The 22,504-nt window shown below is 62.8% G+C and carries 31 protein-coding genes; 16 read left to right on the top strand and 15 right to left on the bottom strand.

The window, feature by feature from the left end; all coding sequences use genetic code 11:
* The coding region (locus IQ25_RS05035; RefSeq protein ID WP_144902997.1) for a transposase at positions 1–208 on the bottom strand (208 nt) is incomplete at its 3' end.
* A gap of 439 nt (positions 209–647) precedes the next feature.
* Between IQ25_RS05035 and IQ25_RS05030 the strand changes: the two genes are divergently transcribed.
* Entirely contained in the window at positions 648–1,190 is a 543-nt protein-coding gene (locus tag IQ25_RS05030) for a MarR family transcriptional regulator (RefSeq protein WP_158637668.1), read from the top strand.
* 5 nt (positions 1,191–1,195) lie between these two features.
* Positions 1,196–1,426, top strand: coding sequence for a hypothetical protein (locus IQ25_RS05025; RefSeq protein ID WP_144902991.1), 231 nt, complete (start codon positions 1,196–1,198; stop codon positions 1,424–1,426).
* 33 nt (positions 1,427–1,459) lie between these two features.
* On the opposite strand, the gene IQ25_RS05020 is transcribed toward IQ25_RS05025, so the two are convergent.
* Both IQ25_RS05020 and IQ25_RS05015 read right to left on the bottom strand, forming a co-directional pair.
* The gene (locus tag IQ25_RS05020; protein WP_144902988.1) at positions 1,460–1,999 is read right to left on the bottom strand and encodes a pseudouridine synthase; all 540 of its coding nucleotides are present in this window, start codon (positions 1,997–1,999) and stop codon (positions 1,460–1,462) included.
* A gap of 9 nt (positions 2,000–2,008) precedes the next feature.
* The gene (locus IQ25_RS05015; protein WP_144902985.1) at positions 2,009–2,629 is read right to left on the bottom strand and encodes a glutathione S-transferase; all 621 of its coding nucleotides are present in this window, start codon (positions 2,627–2,629) and stop codon (positions 2,009–2,011) included.
* Between the two features lie 126 nt (positions 2,630–2,755).
* On the opposite strand from IQ25_RS05015, the gene IQ25_RS05010 reads away from it, so the two are divergent.
* Complete coding sequence (locus IQ25_RS05010; RefSeq protein ID WP_144902982.1) at positions 2,756–3,613, top strand: MipA/OmpV family protein; 858 nt, start codon at positions 2,756–2,758, stop codon at positions 3,611–3,613.
* Here the strand turns inward: IQ25_RS05010 and IQ25_RS05005 are convergent.
* Positions 3,610–4,245, bottom strand: coding sequence for a YqaA family protein (locus IQ25_RS05005; RefSeq protein WP_144902979.1), 636 nt, complete (start codon positions 4,243–4,245; stop codon positions 3,610–3,612). The two genes, IQ25_RS05010 and IQ25_RS05005, sit on opposite strands and share 4 nt — an antisense overlap.
* Positions 4,246–4,564: 319 nt before the next feature.
* On the opposite strand from IQ25_RS05005, the gene IQ25_RS05000 reads away from it, so the two are divergent.
* The 5 genes from IQ25_RS05000 (at position 4,565) to IQ25_RS04980 (ending at position 7,858) form a co-directional block, all read left to right on the top strand.
* A complete protein-coding gene (locus IQ25_RS05000) occupies positions 4,565–5,107 on the top strand; it encodes a hypothetical protein (RefSeq protein ID WP_181447169.1) in 543 nt (180 codons plus the stop codon).
* Positions 5,100–5,768: a terminase large subunit domain-containing protein gene (locus tag IQ25_RS04995; RefSeq protein ID WP_338112172.1), complete on the top strand. Its 669-nt coding sequence runs from the start codon at positions 5,100–5,102 to the stop codon at positions 5,766–5,768. Before IQ25_RS05000 ends, IQ25_RS04995 begins: the two co-directional genes overlap by 8 nt.
* Positions 5,678–5,953: a DUF2793 domain-containing protein gene (locus IQ25_RS21460; RefSeq protein WP_407070581.1), complete on the top strand. Its 276-nt coding sequence runs from the start codon at positions 5,678–5,680 to the stop codon at positions 5,951–5,953. Before IQ25_RS04995 ends, IQ25_RS21460 begins: the two co-directional genes overlap by 91 nt.
* Positions 5,954–6,145: 192 nt before the next feature.
* On the top strand, positions 6,146–7,213 hold the full coding sequence (locus tag IQ25_RS04985) for an OmpA family protein (protein ID WP_144902974.1): 1,068 nt from the start codon (positions 6,146–6,148) through the stop codon (positions 7,211–7,213).
* 195 nt (positions 7,214–7,408) lie between these two features.
* Positions 7,409–7,858, top strand: a complete 450-nt coding sequence (locus tag IQ25_RS04980; RefSeq protein WP_258536949.1) for a superoxide dismutase family protein — start codon at positions 7,409–7,411, stop codon at positions 7,856–7,858.
* Between the two features lie 4 nt (positions 7,859–7,862).
* On the opposite strand, the gene IQ25_RS04975 is transcribed toward IQ25_RS04980, so the two are convergent.
* The 7 genes from IQ25_RS04975 to IQ25_RS21425 all read right to left on the bottom strand — a co-directional run bounded on the left by IQ25_RS04975 (position 7,863) and on the right by IQ25_RS21425 (position 14,836).
* The gene (locus tag IQ25_RS04975) at positions 7,863–9,467 is read right to left on the bottom strand and encodes a spinster family MFS transporter (protein WP_144902969.1); all 1,605 of its coding nucleotides are present in this window, start codon (positions 9,465–9,467) and stop codon (positions 7,863–7,865) included.
* A complete protein-coding gene (queC, locus tag IQ25_RS04970; protein WP_181447186.1) occupies positions 9,439–10,140 on the bottom strand; it encodes a 7-cyano-7-deazaguanine synthase QueC in 702 nt (233 codons plus the stop codon). Before queC ends, IQ25_RS04975 begins: the two co-directional genes overlap by 29 nt.
* Positions 10,141–10,230: 90 nt before the next feature.
* Entirely contained in the window at positions 10,231–10,659 is a 429-nt protein-coding gene (locus IQ25_RS04965; protein ID WP_144902966.1) for a DUF3617 domain-containing protein, read from the bottom strand.
* A gap of 145 nt (positions 10,660–10,804) precedes the next feature.
* Positions 10,805–11,665 carry an Hsp33 family molecular chaperone HslO gene (hslO, locus tag IQ25_RS04960; protein ID WP_407070583.1) on the bottom strand — a complete coding sequence of 287 codons (861 nt, stop codon included), beginning with the start codon at positions 11,663–11,665 and terminating at the stop codon, positions 10,805–10,807.
* A gap of 53 nt (positions 11,666–11,718) precedes the next feature.
* Positions 11,719–12,648 (bottom strand): ornithine carbamoyltransferase, encoded by a 930-nt coding sequence (gene argF / locus IQ25_RS04955; RefSeq protein WP_144902963.1) that lies wholly within the window; start codon positions 12,646–12,648, stop codon positions 11,719–11,721.
* Positions 12,645–13,838, bottom strand: a complete 1,194-nt coding sequence (locus IQ25_RS04950; RefSeq protein ID WP_144902960.1) for an aspartate aminotransferase family protein — start codon at positions 13,836–13,838, stop codon at positions 12,645–12,647. Before IQ25_RS04950 ends, argF begins: the two co-directional genes overlap by 4 nt.
* A gap of 191 nt (positions 13,839–14,029) precedes the next feature.
* Positions 14,030–14,836, bottom strand: coding sequence for a cold-shock protein (locus IQ25_RS21425; RefSeq protein WP_144902958.1), 807 nt, complete (start codon positions 14,834–14,836; stop codon positions 14,030–14,032).
* Between the two features lie 331 nt (positions 14,837–15,167).
* Between IQ25_RS21425 and IQ25_RS04940 the strand changes: the two genes are divergently transcribed.
* From IQ25_RS04940 to IQ25_RS04930, 3 genes are read left to right on the top strand one after another with little or no spacing between them, the layout of a single operon-like run.
* Positions 15,168–15,602 carry a TIGR01244 family sulfur transferase gene (locus IQ25_RS04940; protein ID WP_144902955.1) on the top strand — a complete coding sequence of 145 codons (435 nt, stop codon included), beginning with the start codon at positions 15,168–15,170 and terminating at the stop codon, positions 15,600–15,602.
* 25 nt (positions 15,603–15,627) lie between these two features.
* The gene (locus IQ25_RS04935) at positions 15,628–16,083 is read left to right on the top strand and encodes an NUDIX hydrolase (protein ID WP_258536945.1); all 456 of its coding nucleotides are present in this window, start codon (positions 15,628–15,630) and stop codon (positions 16,081–16,083) included.
* A complete protein-coding gene (locus IQ25_RS04930) occupies positions 16,080–16,967 on the top strand; it encodes a sterol desaturase family protein (protein WP_144902952.1) in 888 nt (295 codons plus the stop codon). Before IQ25_RS04935 ends, IQ25_RS04930 begins: the two co-directional genes overlap by 4 nt.
* A 4-nt stretch (positions 16,968–16,971) precedes the next feature.
* On the opposite strand, the gene IQ25_RS04925 is transcribed toward IQ25_RS04930, so the two are convergent.
* Genes IQ25_RS04925 through IQ25_RS04915 form a run of 3 tightly spaced genes read right to left on the bottom strand, consistent with a single transcriptional unit; the run spans position 16,972 to position 19,218 of the window.
* A complete protein-coding gene (locus IQ25_RS04925; RefSeq protein WP_144902948.1) occupies positions 16,972–17,775 on the bottom strand; it encodes a GDSL-type esterase/lipase family protein in 804 nt (267 codons plus the stop codon).
* Positions 17,775–18,974, bottom strand: coding sequence for a serine palmitoyltransferase (gene spt, locus IQ25_RS04920; protein WP_144902945.1), 1,200 nt, complete (start codon positions 18,972–18,974; stop codon positions 17,775–17,777). The genes IQ25_RS04925 and spt overlap by 1 nt, the downstream gene beginning before the upstream one ends.
* Before the next feature lie 4 nt (positions 18,975–18,978).
* The gene (locus IQ25_RS04915; RefSeq protein WP_144902942.1) at positions 18,979–19,218 is read right to left on the bottom strand and encodes an acyl carrier protein; all 240 of its coding nucleotides are present in this window, start codon (positions 19,216–19,218) and stop codon (positions 18,979–18,981) included.
* Positions 19,219–19,373: 155 nt separating this feature from the next.
* On the opposite strand from IQ25_RS04915, the gene IQ25_RS04910 reads away from it, so the two are divergent.
* Positions 19,374–19,958, top strand: coding sequence for a Pycsar system effector family protein (locus IQ25_RS04910; protein ID WP_144902939.1), 585 nt, complete (start codon positions 19,374–19,376; stop codon positions 19,956–19,958).
* Positions 19,959–19,962: 4 nt separating this feature from the next.
* Here the strand turns inward: IQ25_RS04910 and IQ25_RS04905 are convergent, their stop codons facing one another.
* Entirely contained in the window at positions 19,963–20,325 is a 363-nt protein-coding gene (locus tag IQ25_RS04905) for a response regulator (RefSeq protein ID WP_144903233.1), read from the bottom strand.
* A gap of 115 nt (positions 20,326–20,440) precedes the next feature.
* Between IQ25_RS04905 and IQ25_RS04900 the strand changes: the two genes are divergently transcribed.
* Genes IQ25_RS04900 through IQ25_RS04885 form a run of 4 tightly spaced genes read left to right on the top strand, consistent with a single transcriptional unit; the run spans position 20,441 to position 22,497 of the window.
* Positions 20,441–20,656: a DUF3572 domain-containing protein gene (locus tag IQ25_RS04900; protein WP_246415375.1), complete on the top strand. Its 216-nt coding sequence runs from the start codon at positions 20,441–20,443 to the stop codon at positions 20,654–20,656.
* Positions 20,653–21,285, top strand: coding sequence for an HAD family hydrolase (locus IQ25_RS04895; protein WP_144902933.1), 633 nt, complete (start codon positions 20,653–20,655; stop codon positions 21,283–21,285). Before IQ25_RS04900 ends, IQ25_RS04895 begins: the two co-directional genes overlap by 4 nt.
* A complete protein-coding gene (locus tag IQ25_RS04890; RefSeq protein ID WP_144902930.1) occupies positions 21,282–21,749 on the top strand; it encodes a RidA family protein in 468 nt (155 codons plus the stop codon). Before IQ25_RS04895 ends, IQ25_RS04890 begins: the two co-directional genes overlap by 4 nt.
* Entirely contained in the window at positions 21,721–22,497 is a 777-nt protein-coding gene (locus IQ25_RS04885; RefSeq protein ID WP_181447168.1) for a glycerophosphodiester phosphodiesterase family protein, read from the top strand. Before IQ25_RS04890 ends, IQ25_RS04885 begins: the two co-directional genes overlap by 29 nt.
* The last annotated feature ends 7 nt before the right edge of the window (positions 22,498–22,504 follow it).

Here is a 22,504-nt window from a genome sequence, read left to right as displayed (position 1 = left end):
ACGGTGGTAGCATCCGCCATGGCAGACCGCCGCGCAACAGATACAGGATCGCCTCGACAATTCGCCTGAGCGGCCATTTGCGCGGACGGCCCACATGCGACGGCGGTGGCAAAAACGGCTCAAGCAGCGCCCATTCGGCGTCGGTCAAATCACTTGGCAAAGCCAAGTCCGCGCGGGCATACTGCGCCCGAGTGGTGTCGGTCCACATCCTTGATCTCCGGTAGTCTTCGCAAAACCACCTGAATCAACGACTTGGGCTCGCGTCAAGCTAACCCACTGATACCACTCAACTTAGTTTCGGATCAGGCTCTAATGTCCTGGGCATTTTCCCGCCATTTATCTGGCGGCGTGAATTTCGGGCAAGTCGTAGTTCAAGGCGTAAGTCTAGCGATATTATTATGGCTAGCGTTAATAACGAAAAGAATTTGGCCGTTATTGGTATCGGCTATCTTTCTTCTGAGGTACACATTCGTGGTGCTTAGCTTCAGTGGAGTAAAGGTGCCGAACTCATATTTTGAAATGCTAAGGGCAGCGGTCTGGGTATCAATTCCAGTTGCTGTCGTTTCCGGGGAGATTTGGGCGGGTTTGAAGAAGAAGACGATGTGGTGGACCAATCGATGACGCATACGTGTCGGGGGCAGTCAGACATGCAAGCAGCCATTCTACCAAAAGACTTCGAGAATCTCCGTGGCCTTCTCACCCGCGTGCGCGAGCTATCGGCTTCCCTGGACTTGGCTATCGGCAAAAGCCAGGAATTATCGGGACTGCCTCGGCATGCTGACGATGAACAACATCAGAATCAGGTGCTGCAGTACGCCAAAGAGATTTATGCATTCAGGCGCAAGCGCAGCAACTGGCTGCCACAGGATCTGTTCGGTGAACCGGCCTGGGACATCCTGCTTGAGCTGTTCGTCATGCGGATGCAGGGGAAATCGGCTCGGGTCAAGAACGCCTGTATAGCCTCTGGTGTGCCAGCGACCACAGCGCTGCGATGGATCAACGTTCTGGAGCGCAAGGGGCTCATCTCAAGCTCCGCTGACTCGGTCGACCACCGGGTGCGTTGGGTCTGGCTGGAGGATGAGCCATACCAGAAGATCTATGAAATGATGGCCGAGCAAATCGGAGTTGAAGCCCACGCCCCACTTCCCGACGCGGTCTCAGACGCCGCATGCGTCGCGAGCGGAGTCTAGGTGCGATGGACATGTTGGATGATGTGCGCGAGACAGTTGGAACCTGGCCGTCTGCTGATCACGACGAAACCGTCGGCACCATAGACGTCATCCCATACCAACCGATCGATATCGTCCTTGTGCCGGAATGGATGCCAGTCGATCCTGCGCGATCAATCGAGGCTGCGGTCATAGCCGCGATTCTTGTATCCGGCTGGGCCCTTGCCATATGGGCGTACGTCCAATTGACCGCCTGAGATTGCCTGGCGCGCTGCTGGCGCGGCGCAGGTCTATAGCTCGCGCCATTCCCCCGGCGCTATTCCCTCGACCGACCAGTCGCCGATGCGCCAGCGCACGAGCCGAAGGGTCGGGTGGCCAACAGCGGCGGTCATGCGGCGGACCTGCCGGTTGCGGCCCTCGCGGATCGTCAGGCTGATCCAGGTGTCGGGGATCGATTTGCGCACGCGGATTGGCGGGTCGCGCGGCCAGAGGGCAGGGTCCTCGATCCGCTCCGCCATTGCGGGGAGGGTGGGGCCATCCTTGAGCGTTACGCCCTTGCAAAGGGCCTGTAGCGCGGCCTCGTCGGGCTCGCCTTCCACTTGAACCAGATAGGTCTTTGGCAGCTTGTGGCGAGGGTCTGCGATGCGGGCCTGGAGGCGGCCGTCGTCGGTGAGGAGGAGCAGGCCTTCGCTGTCATGGTCGAGGCGGCCTGCCGGGTAAATGCCCGGAAAGTCGATGAAATCGGCCAGTGTCGGGCGGGGAGGGCCGGTGCGTTCGGGGGAGAACTGGCAGAGCACGCCGAAGGGCTTGTTGAACGCGATAAGAGCCATCGAAAGCGCTTAGGCGCTTGAATTCTGGGCCGCAATCGCGCGTTTCCAACTCTCGCGTGCGGAAAGGGAACTCCAGCGGGCGCGAAAGGAACTCGGCACGAACTCTTCGAGGCCAACCGATAGCGCGAGCATGATCGCGTAGCCTACCGAGATGTCGGCCATGGTGAAGCGCCCCGCAGCGACAAATTCCTCCCCCATCATGCCCTCGGCATTGCGCAAGCGCGAGCCGAACCATTCGGCGTAGTCGCGGGCTATTTCGGGACGGCGATCCTCTGGCTTGGCAAAGACCTGATATCGCAGGTGAATCGTCTGCGGAAAGGTCAGCGTCGCCTCGCCCATGACGAGGAAGTTGAGGTAGGCGGCGTAGCCCTCCTCGTGCGGGGCGACGGCAAGGTCGGTCGGGCCGTACTTCGTGGCGAGATAGTGTGGAATCGCAATGCTTTCCGTCAACCTCACGTCGCCATCGACGAGCACCGGAATCGTGCCCAGCGGGTTGATCTCGTGCATCCCCTCGTGCCGGTGGCGCGGGGGGAAGGGGAGGACGTGGAGCTTGTACGGCAGCTCCATTTCCTCGAGCGCCCAGAGCGCGCGGAAGGAGCGGGCGTTCTTGCAGTGAAAGAGCGTGAGCATGGGGCAGGATTGCGTGCAGGCACCTGCAGCACAAGCGCAAATGTTCGACACATTGCCGCAAAGCGCCGGTCTTGGAGGCAGTTCATAGGACGCGACGGGTCGTTACTTACATCAAGGAGAATAAGGATGCGTCTGGTTCGAGCGATGCTGCTGCCTGCCGTGGGCCTTGCACTTGCGCATCCCGCGCTGGCCCAGACGCCCCCAACTGCCCCTGCCTCGGCGCGTCCTGCGGGACCGCCGCCGACGCCGCAGGGCTGGACGATGACAGTGGGCGTGGCACCGGTGTTCGGCATGGCCTGGGCCGGATCGAAGGATACCGCGCTGTCGATCTTTCCGGACCTGCGCATCAACTACAAGGACACGCTGTTTCTCTCGGTTCAGGATGGCCTGGGTTGGAACGCGGTGAACCGGGATGGCTGGAAGGCCGGGCCGATCGTGCGTTCGCGTTTCGGGCGGAACGAGGACGATGGCGGATCGCCGTTCCTGATCGCTGGGGGGAGCGATGCGCTGCGCGGAATGGGCGACGTGGATATTGCGGGCGAAGCTGGTGCTTTCGTGGAGAAGCGGCTGGGCGCGAAGCGCCAGTGGCGGTTGCGGGCCGAAGTGCGGCAGGGGTTTGGCGGGCACGAGGGCGTGGTCGGCGATGTGCTGGCGCAGTATTCCGGGCGTTCGGGCAAGCTGATCTATGCAGTTGGACCGCGCGCGACCCTTGCCAGCGGCGATTTCATGCGGACCTATTATGGCGTCGATGCGGGGCAGGCCGTGCGCACCGGTTTGGCGGTCTCTCGGCCCGATGGCGGGCTCGTGTCCTACGGGGTGGGTGGCAATCTGATCCGGCCGCTAAGCCAGAAGCGCGTGGTCGCACTGTTCGCCGGAGTGGACCGTCTGGGCGGTGAACCGGCGGGCAGTTCGCTGATCCGCGAGCGCGGGCAGCGGACGCAGTTTTCCGTCGGTCTGGGGTATTCGTACCGCTTCGGCCTTTAACTCAGCGGCGCGACCTGTTCGCACTTCGACTTCGCATCTGTCGTGCCGCCGCCGCCGAGCATGGTGGCGGCGATGAAGCCGCCGACGACGAGCAGGACGAAGCCGACCGTGACGAGGCCAAGGTACTTGTCGATGAAGCGCTTGATCGGGGCTCCGAACAGGCGGAACAGCACGCCGACGATCATGAAGCTGATCGAGCGGCTTACGATGCTGGCGAGGATGAACGGCACCAGCGGCATGGCGATGAAGCCGGCGGTGATCGTCAGCAGCTTGAACGGGATGGGCGTGGCGCCCTTGATCATGATGATTTCGACCCCGTATTCGCGCAGGTAGCATGCCGCCTTGGGGAAGCTCTCGGTGAGATGCAGCGCGGCCAGGAGCTGGGTGCCGACAGTGTCGTAGAGCCCGTAGCCGATCGCATAGCCGAGCAATCCGCCGAGCACCGACGCGATGGTGGCCACCGCGGCGAAGCGCACGGCCTTCTTCGGCTCTGCCAGGCACATCAGGCCAAGCAGCGGGTGCGGCGGGATCGGGAAGAAGCTTGCCTCCATGAACGCGAACAGCGCCAGCCACCATTCAGCATGGGGATGCGCGGCCTTGGCCATGGTCCAATCGTAGAGGCGACGAAGCATCGGGAGCCCTTCTTGTTGCACTGCGGCGAATAGGGGAGACGGGCGGCAAGTGCCAGAGGTTCTTGCGTCGGTTGTGCGGGGATCTTGGCGGCTTTTGAGGGTGGTTGGCTGCGACAGGTTGTGGGCCCCGGCCTGCGCCCGGGGTGACGGTGTTTTGGTTGGTTGATTGAGCGCGGATAACCGAATTGGCACTTTTTGGTTGACTTTCGCCGTGGATTGAGTACATATAAAGAACATCGCGAGGCCGAATCGTTCCTGAAGGTCGGAACGGCGGGTGGGGTGGCGTCAGATCAGCTCAAGTCCGAGAGGGATGGTCCGCATGGCCAAGCCGACAGTGCAGCCGGGTGCCAATGAGTCATGCGCGGAAACACCGTGCCCTGAAACACCCGGTTTTGAGGTTCCCAACGAGGAACCGGAATCTGCGCAGACAACCAAGGCAAAGAAGAGCAACAGGCCGTGGCGGCCGGTCTTTCTGGCCATTCTGGCCGAAACATCGAACGTGACGGCGGCAGCGGCGGCGGCAGAAGTTCCGGCTTCGCGAGCCTACAAGGACAAGCGCGACGACAGCGAATTTGCCGCTCGGTGGCGCGAGGCGCTGTGCGAGGGCTACGACCTGCTGGAGATCGAGGTGCTGCATCGGCTGCGCTTCGGTGAATCCAAGGATGGCGCGAAGTTCGACAATGCCACCGCGCTGCGACTGCTTTCGCGACACCGCGAGACGGTGGCACGCGAGCGGGCGATCCGCGACAATGCCGATGTAGAGGCTGTGCGCCAGTCGCTCCATGCCAAGCTGCTGCAGATCCGCGAGGAAGTGCAGCGGCAGCGGCAAGCAACTGCCATCGACGTGAGTGTGCATGGCTGAGCGGGCGCTGCTGGACTGGTTGTCCGATGCAAGCCCCGAGCGCATCGCCGCTTTCGTAGAAGAACTGGATGACAAGGAGATTACCGAATGGCCGCATGACTGGCGAACCTGTGCGCGCAGCAGCCAGCTGCCGCCGCAAAGCGACTGGCGCGTTTGGCTGGTCATGGCCGGGCGCGGGTTCGGCAAGACGCGGCTGGGGGCTGAATGGGTGCGAGCCGTGGCCGAGGCCGATCCCGAGGCGCGGATCGCGCTTGTTGGCTCCTCGCTTCACGAAGCGCGCAGCGTGATGGTGGAAGGCGAGAGCGGGCTGCTTTCGATCGGGGCACCGTGGCGGCGGCCGAGCTATGAGAGCTCGGTGCGGCGGTTGACCTGGCCGAACGGGGCACAGGCGTTTCTCTATTCGGCCGGTGAGCCCGAAGCCTTTCGTGGGCCACAACACAGCCATGCTTGTCAGCCAGACCCAGAAAGAGACGAGCGTCAACGAGGCTTTGGCCATGATCGATATGATTGGTGGCGGTGGCCGTGCTTGGCTTGCGAAACGATCCCCCGGCTTCGCCGACGGTTGGGCAGGTGTGGATTGTCGGTACCACTCCCACCGGTGCGTTCGTCGGACAGAGCAACTGCATTGCGGGCTGGACAGATGGTGGATGGCGGTTCGTGAAGCCTGTACCAGGTATGAGGGCGTACGATCTAGAATACAGTGCGATAAGGCTTTTCGACGGGACCTGGAAACTGGCTGAAGCCCCCGCTGCGCCCGCCGGGGGCAATGTCGACTCAGAGGCGCGTGCGACTCTTGCACTCGTCATTCAAGCATTGAAAGCAATTGGCATCTTTTCTGACAGTTAAGTGGAACCAATCGTCCCTTCCGGCATTGCAGGGGGACATGAGGGCGCAATCAACAGATAATTGCACTGCACAATGGAGTAAATCCGTTGTTTTCGTGCAACACTCGGTGTGTTTGTCCGCTTGCATGACCACTTTGGAACCGGTAGACAACCTGCACGACGTGGCATGATGTCGCTAAAAGGGGAAACGATAATGCGGAAACTGGTCCTGGGCCTTGCCCTGGCCTCGAGTGCCTTGGCATCTCCGGCGCTTGCACGGGATGACTCTTGGTACGTCGAAGCCGACGCCGGCGCGATGAAGGTTGAAGATTCTGAAGCGCTTGGCGGTCAGATCGTTCTTAACAACCGCACCGGTTATGACTTCGGCGGTATCGTCGGTTATGACTTCGGTGGCTTCCGTCTGGAAAGCGAAGTCGGCTATCGCCGTGCTTACAACGACGCTGTCGACTTTGGTGCGCAGACCTTCACGAACCCTCAGGGTCACGCTGATGCGCTGAGCTTCATGGTCAATGGCCTGCTCGACTTCGGTCCCGATGACGGCCTGCAGGGCTTCGTCGGCGGTGGTGTCGGCGTCGCTCGTGCGAAGTACTTCATCAACGCAGGCGGTGGCGCGGTTGACGTCAACGATTCGGACACCGGCTTTGCATGGCAGGCTCTGGCCGGCATCCGTGCGCCGATTTCCGACCACATCGACGTTGGTCTGAAGTATCGCTTCTTCAACGCCGACAAGGTCGATCTGGTTGATGCTGGCGGTAACGCTGCCCGCACCCGCTTCCGTTCGCACTCGATCCTCGGCACGCTGAGCTACAACTTCGGTGGCGCTGCACCGGTTGAGGAAGCGGCTCCGCCGCCGCCCCCCCCGCCCCCGCCGCCGCCGCCGCCTCCTCCGCCCCCGCCGCCGGCTCCGGTCTGCAACAAGGGTCCGTACATCGTGTTCTTCGACTGGGATAAGTCGGACATCACGCCGGAAGCGTCGACGATCCTCGACAACGCAGTCACCGCCTATGGCAACTGCGCTAACGTTCCGATCATGCTGGCCGGCTACGCTGACCGTTCGGGCACCGTGAAGTACAATCAGGCTCTTTCGGAGCGCCGCAACGTGGCTGTCCGTTCGTATCTGACCACCCACGGCATCCCCGATGGCTCGATCACCAGCCAGGCCTTCGGCGAAAGCAACAACCGCGTTCCTACCGCGGATGGCGTTCGCGAACTGCAGAACCGTCGCGTGGAAATCACCTACGGTCCGGGTTCGGGCATGTAATCTTCGGTTTTGCCGAAAAACGAACGAGGGGTCGGAGCAATCCGGCCCCTTTTTCGTTAAAGTTCAAGCGCATTGGCGTTGATGGAGAGAATCATGAAATTCCAGGCTGCAAGACAATTGGCCACGGCGCTTCCGATCGCGTGCGCTTATCTTTTGGGCTCATGCGCCACGACAGGACCTGCCGAATCAGCAAAGGTGTTGGCCACTGCCAACCTGACCGACGGAATGGGAAAGTCGGTCGGCATGGCTCGGGTCGAGCAGACCGGTACTGTCATGCGACTGGTGGCAGAAGTTAGCGGGCTCAGCACGGGCGATCATGGCATTCACCTTCACACCACGGGCAAATGTGAGGCGCCTGCCTTTGCGTCAGCAGGCGGCCATCTCAATCCCTCTTCGCACCAGCACGGGTCGATGAACCCGGCAGGACCGCACCTAGGTGATCTTCCCAATGTCGCTGTCGGCGCTGACGGCAAGGGAGCGCTCAGCTTCGTGCTTACTGGCAGCGCCGCAGAATTGGCAGCAAGCCTGCTCGATGCCGACGGAACTGCTGTAGTCGTCCACGCCAGCGCGGATGACTACAAGACCGATCCGAGCGGCAATAGCGGTGGCCGGATTGCCTGCGGGGTACTGAACCGTCCGGCTTGAACGGTCAGATTACTTCCCCGGCAGAGCGGGCGCGGCTGTCGAGGCTTGCCTGCGCTGCCGGAACGGTCCTGATTGCGATTACCAGCAAGATCAAGCCGATCGGAACCGATACCAGCGTCGACAGCACACCCATGGCAAGATCGTCCCCGTGGGTCGCCGAAACATAGCCTGCCATGAACGGCCCGAGCGCAAGCCCCACTAGCGTCGTAGCCAGGAAGAACGTGGCAGTTGCCGTGCCACGCATGCGTGGCAGGACCAGAGCCTGGCTCGTTGCCGCCGCGCCCCCGAGCGCGCTGCTCGACATTGACTGCGCCACGAACAGGAGCGCCACGAATGCGCCGAAGCTGTCGGCACGGAACGCGAAGACGAGTGGCAGAATGGGGGCCAGTAACCCGAACAGTGTGACCATAACCCGTCCTGCAGCCATCCGGCGGTGCAGAAAGTCCGCCATTCTGCCGCCAAGAATGACGCCGAGGAATCCGGCTAAAGCGCCGGGAGCCCCGATGAACCAGCCAAGCTGTCCCTTGTCGATGTCGAAAACCCGCTCGGCGTAGGGCGCGGCCCAATAGGACGTCGCGTAAGAGGTGAAGGCGACCATTCCGTATCCCAGCGTCGTGCACAGGAACGCCGGTGTTGCCCAGATCAGGCGGAAGGTTGGCAGATCGTGTGCCCGCAGCGCGCTTGCCCAGCTGTAGACGGCGTAAATTCCAACGCTGAGGAATATCCACTGTTGCCGGGTCGATGTGCCCAGAACAGTTGTCAGCGCCTGAACGGTCAAGGCAATCAAGGCGGCGACGGCGAGGTTGGCGAGAAGTGCGGCAGGGCCGCGGCGAACCGCGCCGATAAGCGTCAGCGGTGGAATGACGTTGAGCAACTCTGCAAAGAATCCGCGGAAGGGCCGCTCGCCGCTCGGTGTGGGCAAGCCGTCGATTGCCCCCCTGATCGGCTCACGCAGCGTCGCAACCCAGAGCGCAAGCGCCACGCCGGGCAGCCCCACGGCCATGAACGCCGCCTGCCAGCCGACCAGTCCGAAAGGGCCCCCCATCGGGTAGGCTGCATTCCAGCGCTCCACGACCATCCCGCCGACCAGCAGCGAAAGCCCGCCGCCAAGGAACAGGCCCGAAGAGTAGATCGCCAGAGCCGTCGCGCGGAGACGCTGGGGGAAATAGTCCGAGATCAGCGAATAAGCGGCAGGGCTGGCTGTTGCCTCGCCAACGCCGACACCGATGCGGGCTGCCGTCAGCTGTGCGCCGCTGCGAGAAAGGCCCGAAACCGCAGTCATCACCGACCAGACGGCGAGGCCCACGCTCATCAGGCGCACGCGATGCCAGCTGTCGGCCAGTCGGCCTAGCGGTATGCCAAACAGCGAATAGAACACTGCAAACGCCGTGCCGTAGAGAAAACCGAGATCGGCGTCGGAGAGCGACAGGTCCTTCTTGATGTCGTTGGCGAGGATCGAGAGGATCTGCCGGTCAACGAAGTTCAGGATATAAACCAGCACCAGAATGCCGAGCACGTACCAACTGTAGGCCGTGGCCTCCTGTGCGTGCGGGCTTGATGAGTCTTGATCCGAATCCTCGTTAATCTTCGCCGTACCGGGTTCCGTCATGCAGGCCTGCCTCTTCAAACCCTGCGCGCCGCAGACGACAACTGTCGCATGTGCCGCAGGCTCTCCCGTCCGGAAGGGGATCGTAGCACGACCAGCTCTGGCCGGGCTCAAGCCCCAGTCGCGCTGCTTCTTGCGCGATCTCTGATTTCTTGAGGTGTTGCAGCGGGGCGTGCACCTTTACGGTCCCGCCATCGTTGCCGATCCGCGTGGCGACGCGGGCGAGGCCTTCGAAGCCCTTCACGAATTCGGGACGGCAGTCGGGGTAGCCCGAATAGTCGAGCGCATTGACGCCGATGAACAGGTCGTTCGAACCCGCCGCTTCCGCCCAGGCTAGCGCGAGAGAGAGGAACACGAGGTTGCGGGCTGGCACATAGGTGACCGGAATGTCGTCGCCCACGCCGTCCTTGGGCACTGCGATATCCGAAGTTAGCGCGGAACCACCGAACTGGCGCAAGTCGAGCGGCAGGATCACGTGGCGCTCCACGCCGATGCGCCCGGCGATGACCTTGGCCGCATCGAGTTCGACGCGGTGGCGCTGGTTGTAGTCAATCGTCAGGGCAAGGACGCGGAAGCCCTGCTCCTTTGCAAGGCCCGCACAGACCATCGAATCGAGTCCGCCCGATAGCAGAACGACGGCGAGCGGGGCTTGGTGTGCTGACTGGCTTTGCAACATTGCCAATGGGCTAGCCGCGTGGCCAGCACGATGCAATGGTCTCGCGCGTAACTTTATGCTGCTGTCGCCAACTACGCGTGGATGGCGTGCCTAGCGCCCGCAGGGACCAAGGCGGCGCGCTTCGGCAATGAAGTTGAACGGCAGGCCATTGTCGATGCCCTGCGTTTCGAGCTGGGCCAGGCGCGGGTTTTCGAACCTGACGCGCGTGTGGCCATAGCCGCCAGCGGGGCAGGTGTATTGCACGGTCACCATCGTCGCTGAATCATCGATGACGAAGCGACGGCAGGCTTCGCCGCGGTGCCGCACCTGGATCAGCTTGCGCCCGTTATCGACGCAGATCTGCACGGTATCGGCGTCGTCGCGTGCGCGCACTTCCCACAGGCCGGGCTCGAGCCGATCCAACATTGCCAGCGCCGGCCCCTGCGCCAGGCTGGAACTTGCAAGGAAGCCCGCCCCCGCAATCACGGCCAAGACACAGGCGCGGCCAGCGCCGCGCAGATGGCGAACTCCTGAAAACATGCCGTTCTTTCACACCCAACAGCAGCGGCGTCTGTGCCGTTGCTCACTTGTGTCCGATCATATCACCGGCACGCGTGCGATTAAACGCCCTAAGGGAGCGTTGAAGTGTGAAAATCGCTGTCACATTTGACGAGATGGGCTGTGATCAGGGTACGTCGATCTCGAACTTGCGCGAACAGAACGCGCAATCGACCACGATCAGCCCCTCCTCATTCTCCATCTCGGCGCGTTCCTCAGCGCCGAATCGCGAGAGCACGTCACGATAGTAATCTGCGGTGCAGCGGCATCCGCGCGACAATGACGCGCCGGTCTCGGCGCGGATTTCGGGTTCTTCGTGGAACAGGCGCCAGACCACGGTTTCAAGGTCCAGCGCGGAATCGACCAGTTCTCCCTGCTTTACAGACCCGCCCAGGATCGAAACGTGTTCCCACTCGGGGTGGTCCAGTTGAACATGGAGTCGCTCACGCCCTTCCTCGCCTTCGGGGAGGTGCTGCAGAAGCAGACCGCCGGCAATGCATCCGTTCGGCGTGGTCTCCACAGCCACGCGGATCAGCGTGGGCACCTGCTCGGACTGGAAGAAGTAGCTCTCGCAAGCCTCGGCCAGAGACGACCCTTCGAGCGAAACCACGCCCTGATAGCGTTGCCCGCTGGTGGCAAGGTCGAATGTGATGGCGAGATAGCCCTCGCCGAACAGCGAGAACAGTGACGGCACGGGCCCGAGTTCGTCAAGCCGGGCCCTGTCGTGACGGATATACCCGCGCAATTCGCCGTTGCGGTAATCGCAGACCAGCAGGTCTACCACGCCATCCTGCGTCTGCGCCTGCAGGGTCAACTGGCCTTCCTGATCCTTGAGCAGTGATCCGAGCAGCGCGGTGATCACCAGTGCCTCGGCAAGCAAGTGTCGGATCGGTGCTGGATAGGCATGGGCGGAAAGGATGGTGTCCAGCACCGGCCCCAGCCGCACTGCACGCCCGCGCGCATTCCTGTCGGGCAGGGTGAAGTGCATCACCTGGTCGAAACCGGTGGAAGGGGCCTGATCGTTCACGTCTGCCATTTCCTTCAGATCTGGCCGAAAGCCCAGCGCAGGACCGACTTCTGGGCGTGAATGCGGTTCTCCGCCTCGTCCCACACCACCGAGCGCGGCCCGTCGATGACCGCATCGGTCACTTCCTCGCCGCGGTGGGCGGGCAGGCAGTGAAGGAACAGGGCATCCCCCTTCGCGTGCGCCATGAGCGCCTCATTCACCTGATAGGGCTCCATCGCGGCTAGTTTTGCCTCGGCATGGGCCTGTCCCATCGATATCCACGTGTCGGTGACGACGACGTCAGCCCCGCGCACTGCCTCGACCGGATCGCGGACAATTCGAATATTCGCCCCGGCAAGCTGCGCAGCCTCAACCATCCGCGCATCGCTTTCGTAGCCTTCGGGCACGCCGATACGGACATTGAACTTCATCAGGCCCGCTGCTTCGACGATCGAATTGAGCACGTTGTTGCCATCGCCAAGCCATGCGACCTCAAGCCCGGGAAGAGCCTTGCCATGCTCGATCACGGTCAGGAGATCCGCCATGATCTGGCAGGGGTGCGAAAGGTCGGTAAGCCCATTGATCACCGGAACACTGGCATAGCGGGCCAGTTCCTCGACCTTTGCATGGTCGTCGGTTCGCAGCATGATCGCATCGACCATGCGGCTCAAAACCCGCGCGGTGTCGGCAATGGTCTCGCCGCGGCCAAGCTGGGTCGTGCCGGCATCGAGAATCAATGCTGAGCCGCCCAGTTGGCGCATCGCAACGTCGAAAGAAACGCGCGTGCGGGTCGAGTTCTTCTCGAACACCATGGCAAGCACGCGCCCGGCTAGTGGCGCGTCTGCGTCCGGCTGGCCCTTGGGCAGACCGACACGCGCTGCCTTCCGGTCGATGGCGTCGTTCAGCATCGCAGCGACGGCATCGCCGCCTGCGTCGGTCAGGTTGAGAAAATGCCTCTGTGTCACGTGACCGGCGCCTCCGGCGCGTAGCTTGCAGCAGCGGCCGAGAGCCGCTCCATGAATTCGTCGATGTGGCTGTCGTCGATCACCAGCGGCGGGATCACGCGCACGGTGTTGTCACCGGCCGAAACGGTCAGCAACTGGTGGTTGTCGCGCATGTGCGCCACGAAGGGACGCGGCTCCACCTTCATCATCAGCCCCAGCATCAGGCCGCGCCCGCGCACGCCGATGAACATGTCGGGGTAGTTGCCGATGAACTGCTCGATGCGCCCGCGCAGCCGCTCACCCTTGGCGCGCACTTCACTCAGGAATTCCTCATTGGCCACCACGTTGAGCACAGCTTCTCCTGCCGCCATGGCCAGCGGGTTGCCGCCATAAGTGCTGCCGTGCGTGCCGGCGACCATGCCGCGTGCTGCCTTTTCGGTGGCAAGGCATGCGCCCATCGGGAAGCCGCCGCCGATGCCCTTGGCAGTGGCCATGACGTCGGGCGTGATGCCGTACTGTTCGTAGGCATAGAGCGTGCCGGTGCGCGCCACGCCGCACTGCACTTCGTCGAAGATCAGCACGAGGTCATGCTCGTCGCACAACGCCCGCAGGCCCTTCAGGAACTCGTCCGAGGCATCGCGGATGCCGCCTTCGCCCTGGATCGGCTCGACGAGGAATCCCGCCGTGTTGGGACCCATTGCTGCCTTCGCACCTTCAAGATCGTCGAAATCGACGTACTTGAAGCCTTCGAGCAGGGGCAGGAAGCCCTTGTGCATCTTCTCCTGGTTGGAGGCGCTGATCGTGGCCATCGTGCGGCCATGGAAGGCGTTCTTGAAGGTGATCAGCTCGTACTTGTGGTCATTGCCCACGGCCGAGTGATAGGCGCGCGCAGTCTTGATCGCGCACTCCACCGCTTCCGCGCCGGAATTGGTGAAGAACACTGTGTCGGCAAAGGTCAGGTCAACCAGCCGCTGCGCCAGATGCTCACCCTGCGGGCTGCCGTAGAGATTCGACACGTGCATCAGCGTCGCCGCTTGGCGTTGGATGGCACCGATCAGGTGCTCGTTCGAATGGCCGAGCAGGTTCACCGCGATGCCGCTGGCGAAATCGAGGTAGCGGGTGCCGTCCTCGGAGATCAGGTGGCAATGTTCGCCTCGCACCGGACGCACGCCGCACCGGGGGTACACGGGCATCAGCGGGGTGATCGACATAGTGCTCTCCTGTCAGTTTCGAAAGTTACGGAATAGCGCAATAATACTACGCAGCCCGAATGGGAAAAGGGGAATCGACAAACGACAAATGGCGGCCCCGTCAGTCCGTTCAAGGACCTTGGGGACCGCCATTTGTGCGCGTATGTGGTTGCAGGCTGCCGGTCAGACTACCGGAAGCGATGCAATCGGGATCAACCCTGAATCGGCACCAGGTTGACCGCCGAGTGCTTGCCTCGTCGATCGACCTCGAGGTCGAATTCCAGCTTGTCGCCTTCATTCAGCTCGCGCAGGCCCGAACGTTCGACGGCACTGATGTGCACGAACGCGTCCGGCTGGCCATCGTCACGCGTGATGAAGCCGAAGCCCTTCATCGCGTTGAAGAACTTGACCGTTCCGGTAGCCTTCTCGCCGGTCAGCTCACGCTGCGGCGCTGCAGGCTTCGAAGCCACGGGGATGACATCGCCGACAACCTGAAGGTCTGCAGCCGAAATCTTGCCGCCGCGATCGACGAGGTTGAATTCGAGCGTCTGGCCTTCGGCCAGGCCTTCGAGACCTGCGCGTTCCACGGCGCTGATGTGGACGAACACGTCCTCACCACCGTCTTCGCGCGAGATAAAGCCGAAGCCCTTCTGGCCGTTGAAGAACTTGACGACGCCCTTGCCGGTGCCGACAACCTGGGCGGGCATGCCGCCGCCGCCGCCACGACCGCCGCCGAAGCCGCCACCGCCGCCACGGGCACCGCCGCCGCCGAAGCCACCGCGATCACCGCCGCCGAAGCCGCCACGGTCACCACCGCCGAAGCCACCGCGATCGCCGCCACCAAAGCCGCCACGACCGCCGCCACCGCCGAAACGGTCACCGCCACCGAAGCCGCCACGGTCACCAAAACCGCCGCCGCCAAAGCCGCCACCGCCGCCGTAGGGATCAAAACCGCCTTCGTCGCCGAATCCGTCGCGCTTGTCTCTGCCGCGACCGCGCCGCCCTCTGTCAAAACCCATAGAAATCAATAGACCTTCAATCCGCCCCAACCTTCACGGCACCGCTGGCCGGACGCGGGAACCGGCGGCGCGACGTAGGAATCGGTTCCGGGCTTCACGGCGCCGGGCCACTCCTTTGCGGGCGAGACTATAGAGCAAAAAAACGCGACCGCTAACGGAATCGACAAGACCGCCACATTTCGTCCCGAAAACTGTGGCTTTTGTGCCGATTTGAGCGCTATTGCGCCGCTCTTGCCCATTAGGCAGAACTTGGATCGACAGCTGGCATGGTCCTGCCATGCGGTTCAGGACTCGGTGTTTTTGGACACCCGGACAAACAGGAGGCGGCCCCATGTTTCGCAAGATCGACGAGAAGACATTCGCCAGCCCCCAGATCGGCGAGGCTGAAGTGGCCTATGCGAAGGCGCTCGGCATAGGGCTCATCGTGAACAATCGCCCGGAAGGCGAATCGGACGATCAGACGCCCGGGGCCGACATCGAAGCTGCCGCTCGCGCTGCCGGGATCGACTATGTCGCCATTCCGGTCAGCCACGCAGGGTTCTCGATGCCGCAAGTCGAAGCGATGCAGCAGGCTCTGGCGAAGGCAGGCGACAAGCCGGTCCTTGCCTATTGTCGTTCCGGCACCCGCTCAACCCTGCTCTGGGCACTCGCGCAGGCACGCTCCGGCATCAGCCCTGACGAGATCGCCGCCAAGGCTGCCGGAGCGGGATATGATATCAGTCCGATCCGCGCCACGGTCGACATGCTGGCCGCGCAGGCGGGTTGAAGACTGCGCAGGGGGGCACCCAGAAGTGACGGCAAGTTCGGGCTTTGACCTGGCCCAGATTATGGCGAATCCGGCTGTCGCGAAGGCCTTGCAGGTGCTTGGTTCGCTCGTTGCGATCCTTGTGCTGGCATGGCTCGCCCGCCGGATGAACCTCGGCGGAGATCCACGCATTGCCGGTCCTGAAGAGGCCTGCGCCCTAGCCGAGGATGCGATCTGCGGGTTCGATCCGGAGGCCGTGGTGGTTGATCGGGCCGGTATTGGTGCTCTCGTCCGCGATGCTGACAACCGCGTGCTGCTGATCCGCCATCACGGCAGCCACTTCGCCGCGCGCGAGCTGACCAGCCATGCCGGTGTGCGGCTGGACGGTCGCTTCCTCACCATCACCACCGACGATCGCCGTTTCGGCACTATCACGCTCGATCTTGGTGAGCAGGCCCAGGTCTGGGCCGCCAGCCTGCGGCGCCTGGGGACACCGGCATGAAGCCCATCGACGTCGTCACTTATGCCGTCCCGTTCTTCGTGATCCTCGTGCTTGCCGAGATGATCTGGGCCGCCCGGCGCGCGCCTGATAAGTACGAGCCGCGTGACACGCTCACCAGTCTCGCCCTTGGCCTCGGCAGCACTGTGGCAGGTGCGCTGACCGCTGGCGTGGTCTTCGCTGCGGCGATGTGGCTCTACGAGCATCGCGTGCTCACCGTCCCGAACGTGTGGTGGGCTTGGATCGTTTGCTTCGTGCTCGACGATTTCAACTACTACTGGGCGCACCGCACTGGCCATCGCGTGCGCTGGTTCTGGGCGAGCCACGTCAACCATCACTCGAGCCAGCACTACAATCTGTCGACCGCGCTGCGGCAGACCTGGACCGGCTTCTTCGCACTGTCGTTCGTATTTCGCATCTGGCCCGCGCTTCTCGGGTTCCATCCCGCGATGCTTGTCACGGTCGGTGGGGCGAACCTCATCTACCAGTTCTGGATACACACCGAGGCGGTCGGCCGCATGCCGCGCTGGTTCGAGGCTGTGTTCAACACACCTTCGCACCACCGCGTCCACCACGCCACGAACCCGCTCTACCTCGATCGCAACTATGCCGGAGCGCTGATCGTGTGGGACCGCCTGTTCGGTACCTTTCAGCGCGAGCGTGACGATCTTCCGATCCGCTACGGCATCGTCAAGCAGCTCGGCAGCTTTCATCTGCTCCACGCCGCGTTCCACGAATGGCGCGGGATGCTCGCCGATTTCTGGCGCGCCCCGCTACGACACAAACTGTCGTATCTGGTCCGGGCACCCGGTTGGAGTCACGACGGGAGCCGTGAAGGCTCCGACGCCATCCGCGCACGCTGGCTGGAGCGGCAGGCGCCCGAGTAAATCCTCAGGGCTTCCTGGCGATCAGCTTCTCGGCCTGCGCGATTGCCGCCTTGGCGATGGGCTCCATCACCGCATAGCCCTTGGCATTGGGGTGGATACCGTCTGGCGCGATGTCGGGATTCATCCCGCCTTCGGCATTGACCAGTGCCGAATGGTAATCGGCAAAGACCGCTCCGCGCGCCTTGGCATAGTCCTTGAGCCAGGTGTTCAGAGCCACCACCTGTCTTGCGGGAGATAGCTTCGGCTTCCACGGGAATTTCGCCGCCGGAAGGATGCTGCCGATCACCACGCCGATGCCGTTTGCCTTGGCCATGTCGACCATGGCTGCGACATGGTTGGTGTACATCTCGGCACTGTTAGGCCCGGTGTTTCCGGCCAGATCGTTGGTGCCGATCATGATGTGCACGACCTTTGGCCGCAGTCGCACCACGTCCTGATAGAACCGCACGAGAATCTGCGGGCTGGTCTGCCCGCTGATCCCCCGACCCACCGCTCCGGAAACGAACAGCGAAGGCGCAAGACCCACCCAGTTCTCCGTGATCGAATCGCCGATGAACACCACGCGCGGTGCCTGCGCGAGCCGCTTGTCCGCTTCGGAATAGCGGCATTCCCACGCCCAGTCATATTGACGGACGTAAGGGTGCCCGAACCACAGGCCAGGCTCGGTCGGGCAGGGCTTCTCGATCATGCCATCGCCCGGCGGCTGCACCGGGGGCGAGGGTGGCGGGAAGGTGGGCGCTGCGGCCCGGTTCTGGGCCATCGCAGGCGTTGCAGCCAAGGTCAGAAGGATCGCAAGCGCCAACCGCATCAGATGATCCCCACGGCCTTTCCGGCGCGTTCAAACATTCCGATGATCGTCTGCACCTGATCGGCCGAATGTTCGGCGCAAAGCGAGCAGCGCAGCAGCGTCATGCCCGCAGGTGTTGCCGGTGGACGCGCAAGGTTCACGTAGAGGCCTTCGTGCAGAAGCGCTTCCCACATCGCCGCGCCACGCTCCAGATCGGGCATGATCACCGCGATGATCGCGCTCTGCGCTTCGCTTGTGCCAAGCTGAAAGCCCTTGTCGCGCAGGCCCTTGTGCAGGGTCTTGGAATTCTCCCACAGATGCGCGCGCTTGTTGCCAGCATGCATCAGCTTGCGGATCGACGTGGCAGCGGTGTGCACCACGCTTGGCGGAAGCGAGGCGGTGAACACGTAGGGACGGCACACCAGTCGCATGATCTCGAACTTCGGATGGTTGGAAACGCAGAATCCGCCCACCGTTCCGACAGACTTGGAGAACGTACCGATCACGAAGTCCACGTCCTCGAGGCAGCCCTGGTCCTCGGCCACGCCGCGCCCGTTGGGGCCGATGAAGCCCATCGAGTGCGCCTCGTCGACCAGCACCATCGCGCCGTTTTCCTTGGCGATGCGGATCATTTCCTTGAGCGGGGCGATATCGCCCAGCATCGAATAGACGCCTTCGAGCACGACCAGCTTGCCCGCGCCCTCAGGCACGCGCTTCAGGCGCTTTTCCATCGCCTCGATGTCGTTGTGCTTGAACGGCACCACTTCAGCATCGCCCATCTTGCAGCCGTCCCAGATCGAGGCGTGGCTGTCGATGTCGAGGATGATGTAATCGCCCTTGCCGGCGATCGTGCTGATGATGCCGAGATTCGCCTGGTATCCGGTCGAGAACACCATGGCATGGTCCATGCCGTAGAATTCCTTGAGCGCTTCCTCGCAGGCGCGATGTCCTGCGTAAGTGCCGTTAAGCACGCGGCTACCGGTGGTGCCCGAACCGAAATCGTCCAATGCCTGCTTGCCCGAAGCGATCACGTCCGGGTCGAAGGTCATGCCCATGTAGTTATACGTGCCGAGCAGGATCGTCTCGCGCCCGTTGCATACGGCAACCGTGGGGCTGATCACTCGCTCCATCACCAGATTGAACGGGTCTTCGACCCCGCCTGCCAGCAGAGCGCGGCGCTGTTCGATCAGAGGGTCGAATTTCGAAAACAGGTCCGTCATGGGCTTATCCCTGAAGCTTCGTCACCGCGTCGATCAGCTGGCCATAGGTCTCGATTTCGGCCTGCTGGTTCATGCTGATGATGATGTCGAAGTCGTCCTCGATGGCCGCGACGAAGTCCATCACGGTCAGGCTGTCCCATTCGAGATCACCGGCAAAAGTGGTCGCTTCGGTGACCGTGATGCCCTTCTTGTTGAAGGGTTCGATCAGTTCGGCGATTTTCTCGGCGGTTGCGGCGCGATCCATCAATTTCTTCTCCAAGGCGCAAGGGCCCAATGCTTCACTTTGGCCCCTGCCAGACGATTAAGGCGGAAAAGCGGCCATTGCCCCCGCTTGTCAAGCGCGTCCCCCCTGTGTCATCCCCGGTTTACAGAGAAAACAGCATTCCGGGAGGGGAGATCGTGGCAGACAACGAAACGCAGCCTGAACGCCCTTTGGCGGCGCCATCGCTGCCATCGCCCTCGGGCTATTCCAACCACGCGATCCATCTGGTGCGCACTTCGCAGCAGATCAACCTGACCTTGAGCCAGATGGCGGACGCCAAGGCCTCGATCCTGATGGGCGCAACGTTCCTAGTGTTCACCATCGCCGTGGGGCAGGCCAAGAGTGGGGCGATGCCGTGGTCGCTGGGGGTACTGGCGCTGTTTGCCTTCATTTCGGCAATGTGTGCGGTCTTCGCGGTGCTGCCCTCTGTCAGCAATCCAAAGTCCGCAAAGCTGAACGATGGCAAGCCAAACAAGCTGTTCTTCGGCTATTTCACCCACATGGATGAAGACGAATGGACGAACTCCATTCTGTCGGAACTGCACGCCGACGAAACCGTGTTCCGCACCATGCTCCATGACATTTACCAGAACGGACAGGTGCTCCAGCGCAAGAAGTACAAATACCTCGCTTACGCCTACAAGAGTTTCATGGCAGGCCTCTGCCTGACGGTCGTGACATTCGTAATTGAACACGCCAACAGTGTTGCCGCTGCGATGTAAGGCTTCACACCAGCGCGTTCACCGCCGCCATGAACGGCCCGATCGAAACCGGCTTGGCGAGATAGCCCTCGGCACCCGCCGCGCGGATCGTCTCCTCGTCGCCCTTTCCGGCATAGGCAGTCACGGCAAGGATCGGAATCGCCTTCAGCTCCTCGTCGGCCTTGATCGCCTCGATCAGGTCGATGCCCGAGATGTTCGGCAACTGGATGTCCATCACCACCAGTTGTGGCATAAACAGGCGCGTTTTCTCGATAGCCTCGCGCCCGTCAGCCACCGGCTCCACCTCGAAGCCCTTGGCGCGCAACAGGTCGCAGAACAGCTTGCGGTTGAGGTCGTTGTCCTCGACAACCAGAATTCTTTTTGCCACTGACACGCCTGTTTCCGAAAGCTTCCGGCGCCACCCTTATTGCCCGTGAAAGGCCCTGACAATCATCCGCGAGCCTTCCTCCCCCGTCGATCCTGCAGCGCTGGCGCTGCAGGCATTGGGCTGGGTCCTGTCCGACGGTGACCGCGCCGAGCGGTTCCTGGCGCTCACCGGCCTCACGCCCGACGAATTGCGCGAGCGGCTGGGCGATCCGGCCATGCTCGGCGCCGTCCTCGATTTTCTTGCCAACCATGAGGCAGACCTTGTCAACGCGGCCTTCGCGCTCGACATCTCGCCCGAGACCATTGTTGCCGCCCGGAAGGAACTGTCATGAGTAGCCGCCCCCTGATCGTCAGCGATTGCGACGAGGTGCTGCTGCACATGGTCGCCCCCTTCCGTGACTGGCTGGGCGAGAGCCAGGGCGTCACCTTCAAGATGGACAACGCCGATTTCTCCAAGGCCATGCGTTATGCCAAGGACGGCAGTCTTGTTCCGCCCGAACAGATATGGAGCCTGCTCAACAAGTTCTTCGATACCGAGATGTATCGCCAGCAGGCCATCGCCGGAGCGGTTGCCGGGATCAACGCCATCGGCAAGGACGCCGACGTGGTGATCCTGACCAACCTCAACGACCATCGCCGCGAAACCCGTGCGCGCCAGTTGGCCGATGTCGGTATCAATGCCCGCGTCTTCACCAATCAGGGACCCAAGGGCCCCGCGCTCAAGGCGATCCTTGACGAGTACAACCCGTCGCGCGCCCTGTTCATCGACGACCTGCCGCAGCACCACGATTCGGTCTCGCAATTGACGCCGGACGTGATCCGCCTGCACTTGTGCGGCGAACCGCTGCTCGCCCCGCATATCGATTGTGCCCACCAGGCCGGCCACGCCCACGCCCGCATCGACGATTGGGAAGCGGCGCTGCCGTGGATTCTGGAACAAATACATGGAGAAGACGCGTGACCGATTCCGTTGAAGCAAGGCTGGCCGCACTCGGGCACACTCTGCCGCAGGCCGCCGCACCCGTTGCAGCCTACGTGCCGACGGTCGAAGCGAATGGCCTCCTCCACGTCTCGGGCCAGTTGCCCTTCATCGATGGCAAGCTTGTCACCGGCCGTCTTGGCGAAGATGTCAGCCTGGAACAGGGCGCCGCTGCCGCACAGGCCTGCGGGTTGATGATCCTCGCGCAGGTCAAGGCCGCTTTGGGCTCGCTTGATCGCGTCGAGCGGGTGGTGAAGCTCGGTGCGTTCATCAGTTCGACCGGCGATTTTACTGACCAGCCCAAGGTCGCCAACGGTGCCTCCGAGTTGATGGCAGCGGCGTTCGGAGATTCCGGGAAGCATGCCCGCAGCGCGGTCGGTGTGCCAGTCCTGCCCTTGGGCGCTGCGGTGGAAGTCGATGCTGTCATTGCTGTTCGCCCTGCTTGATCGCTGGCTCGTCCCCGCGCCCGATCAGGCGCGGGTCGGCTGGCTGCGGGGCGTGAGTTACGCCCATCGTGGCCTGCACGGGAACAGTGTGCCGGAAAACTCCCCCACCGCTTTCGCCCTCGCAATCGAGCGCGGCATGGGTATCGAATGCGACGTCCAGCGCACGGCAGACGGACACGCGGTCGTCTTCCACGATTGGGACCTCGATCGGTTGACCGCTGAAACCGGCCCGGTGATCGAACGCCGAGCCGATGCGCTGGCCAGGATTCAGCTCTCCGGCAGCACCGATTGCATACCCACCCTGCGAGCTTTCCTCGATCAGGTCGCAGGCCGCGCCCCGCTGCTGATCGAGCTGAAATCCAAGCGCGAAATCCGCGTCGCCCCTTTGTGCCTCGCCGTGCGTCGCGCGCTCGAAGGCTATCGCGGCCCGGTTGCAGTGATGAGCTTCGATCCCCGCGTAAGCCGCTGGTTTGCCCGCCATTCGCCGCACATCGTCCATGGTCTCGTCGTGACCGAGGAGGGCAAGCGCACACTGCCAGCCACGCTGAAGCTGCATCTCGCCTTCTGGCAGGCCCGCCCGCAGTTCCTCGCGTGGGACATTCGCGATCTGCCGAGCAAGTTTACCGCCGCCCAGCGCAAGCGCGGCTTCCCCGTGCTGACATGGACCGTCCGCTCTGCTGAACTCGCTACCCGCGCGGCGGACTGTGCCGATGGACCTATTGCCGAGGGCGCAGGCGTCGGGGCATGACCCTCGC

The sequence above is a fragment of the Novosphingobium taihuense genome, assembly GCF_007830315.1.
Taxonomy (GTDB): Bacteria; Pseudomonadota; Alphaproteobacteria; order Sphingomonadales; family Sphingomonadaceae; genus Novosphingobium; species Novosphingobium taihuense.
Note: the sequence above shows the minus strand (reverse complement) of the source record. Positions and strands in the feature narration are given on the sequence as shown.

Coding starts and splice junctions, on each gene's coding strand:
- IQ25_RS05030 (WP_158637668.1), top strand. CDS start 648: ATGCAAGCAGCCATTCTACCAAAAGACTTCGAGAATCTCCGTGGCCTT.
- IQ25_RS05025 (WP_144902991.1), top strand. CDS start 1,196: ATGGACATGTTGGATGATGTGCGCGAGACAGTTGGAACCTGGCCGTCT.
- IQ25_RS05020 (WP_144902988.1), bottom strand. CDS start 1,999: ATGGCTCTTATCGCGTTCAACAAGCCCTTCGGCGTGCTCTGCCAGTTC.
- IQ25_RS05015 (WP_144902985.1), bottom strand. CDS start 2,629: ATGCTCACGCTCTTTCACTGCAAGAACGCCCGCTCCTTCCGCGCGCTC.
- IQ25_RS05010 (WP_144902982.1), top strand. CDS start 2,756: ATGCGTCTGGTTCGAGCGATGCTGCTGCCTGCCGTGGGCCTTGCACTT.
- IQ25_RS05005 (WP_144902979.1), bottom strand. CDS start 4,245: ATGCTTCGTCGCCTCTACGATTGGACCATGGCCAAGGCCGCGCATCCC.
- IQ25_RS05000 (WP_181447169.1), top strand. CDS start 4,565: ATGGCCAAGCCGACAGTGCAGCCGGGTGCCAATGAGTCATGCGCGGAA.
- IQ25_RS04995 (WP_338112172.1), top strand. CDS start 5,100: ATGGCTGAGCGGGCGCTGCTGGACTGGTTGTCCGATGCAAGCCCCGAG.
- IQ25_RS04985 (WP_144902974.1), top strand. CDS start 6,146: ATGCGGAAACTGGTCCTGGGCCTTGCCCTGGCCTCGAGTGCCTTGGCA.
- IQ25_RS04975 (WP_144902969.1), bottom strand. CDS start 9,467: ATGACGGAACCCGGTACGGCGAAGATTAACGAGGATTCGGATCAAGAC.
- queC (WP_181447186.1), bottom strand. CDS start 10,140: ATGTTGCAAAGCCAGTCAGCACACCAAGCCCCGCTCGCCGTCGTTCTG.
- IQ25_RS04965 (WP_144902966.1), bottom strand. CDS start 10,659: ATGTTTTCAGGAGTTCGCCATCTGCGCGGCGCTGGCCGCGCCTGTGTC.
- hslO (WP_407070583.1), bottom strand. CDS start 11,665: ATGCACTTCACCCTGCCCGACAGGAATGCGCGCGGGCGTGCAGTGCGG.
- IQ25_RS04950 (WP_144902960.1), bottom strand. CDS start 13,838: ATGTCGATCACCCCGCTGATGCCCGTGTACCCCCGGTGCGGCGTGCGT.
- IQ25_RS21425 (WP_144902958.1), bottom strand. CDS start 14,836: ATGGGTTTTGACAGAGGGCGGCGCGGTCGCGGCAGAGACAAGCGCGAC.
- IQ25_RS04940 (WP_144902955.1), top strand. CDS start 15,168: ATGTTTCGCAAGATCGACGAGAAGACATTCGCCAGCCCCCAGATCGGC.
- IQ25_RS04930 (WP_144902952.1), top strand. CDS start 16,080: ATGAAGCCCATCGACGTCGTCACTTATGCCGTCCCGTTCTTCGTGATC.
- IQ25_RS04925 (WP_144902948.1), bottom strand. CDS start 17,775: ATGCGGTTGGCGCTTGCGATCCTTCTGACCTTGGCTGCAACGCCTGCG.
- spt (WP_144902945.1), bottom strand. CDS start 18,974: ATGACGGACCTGTTTTCGAAATTCGACCCTCTGATCGAACAGCGCCGC.
- IQ25_RS04915 (WP_144902942.1), bottom strand. CDS start 19,218: ATGGATCGCGCCGCAACCGCCGAGAAAATCGCCGAACTGATCGAACCC.
- IQ25_RS04895 (WP_144902933.1), top strand. CDS start 20,653: ATGAGTAGCCGCCCCCTGATCGTCAGCGATTGCGACGAGGTGCTGCTG.
- IQ25_RS04885 (WP_181447168.1), top strand. CDS start 21,721: ATGCTGTCATTGCTGTTCGCCCTGCTTGATCGCTGGCTCGTCCCCGCG.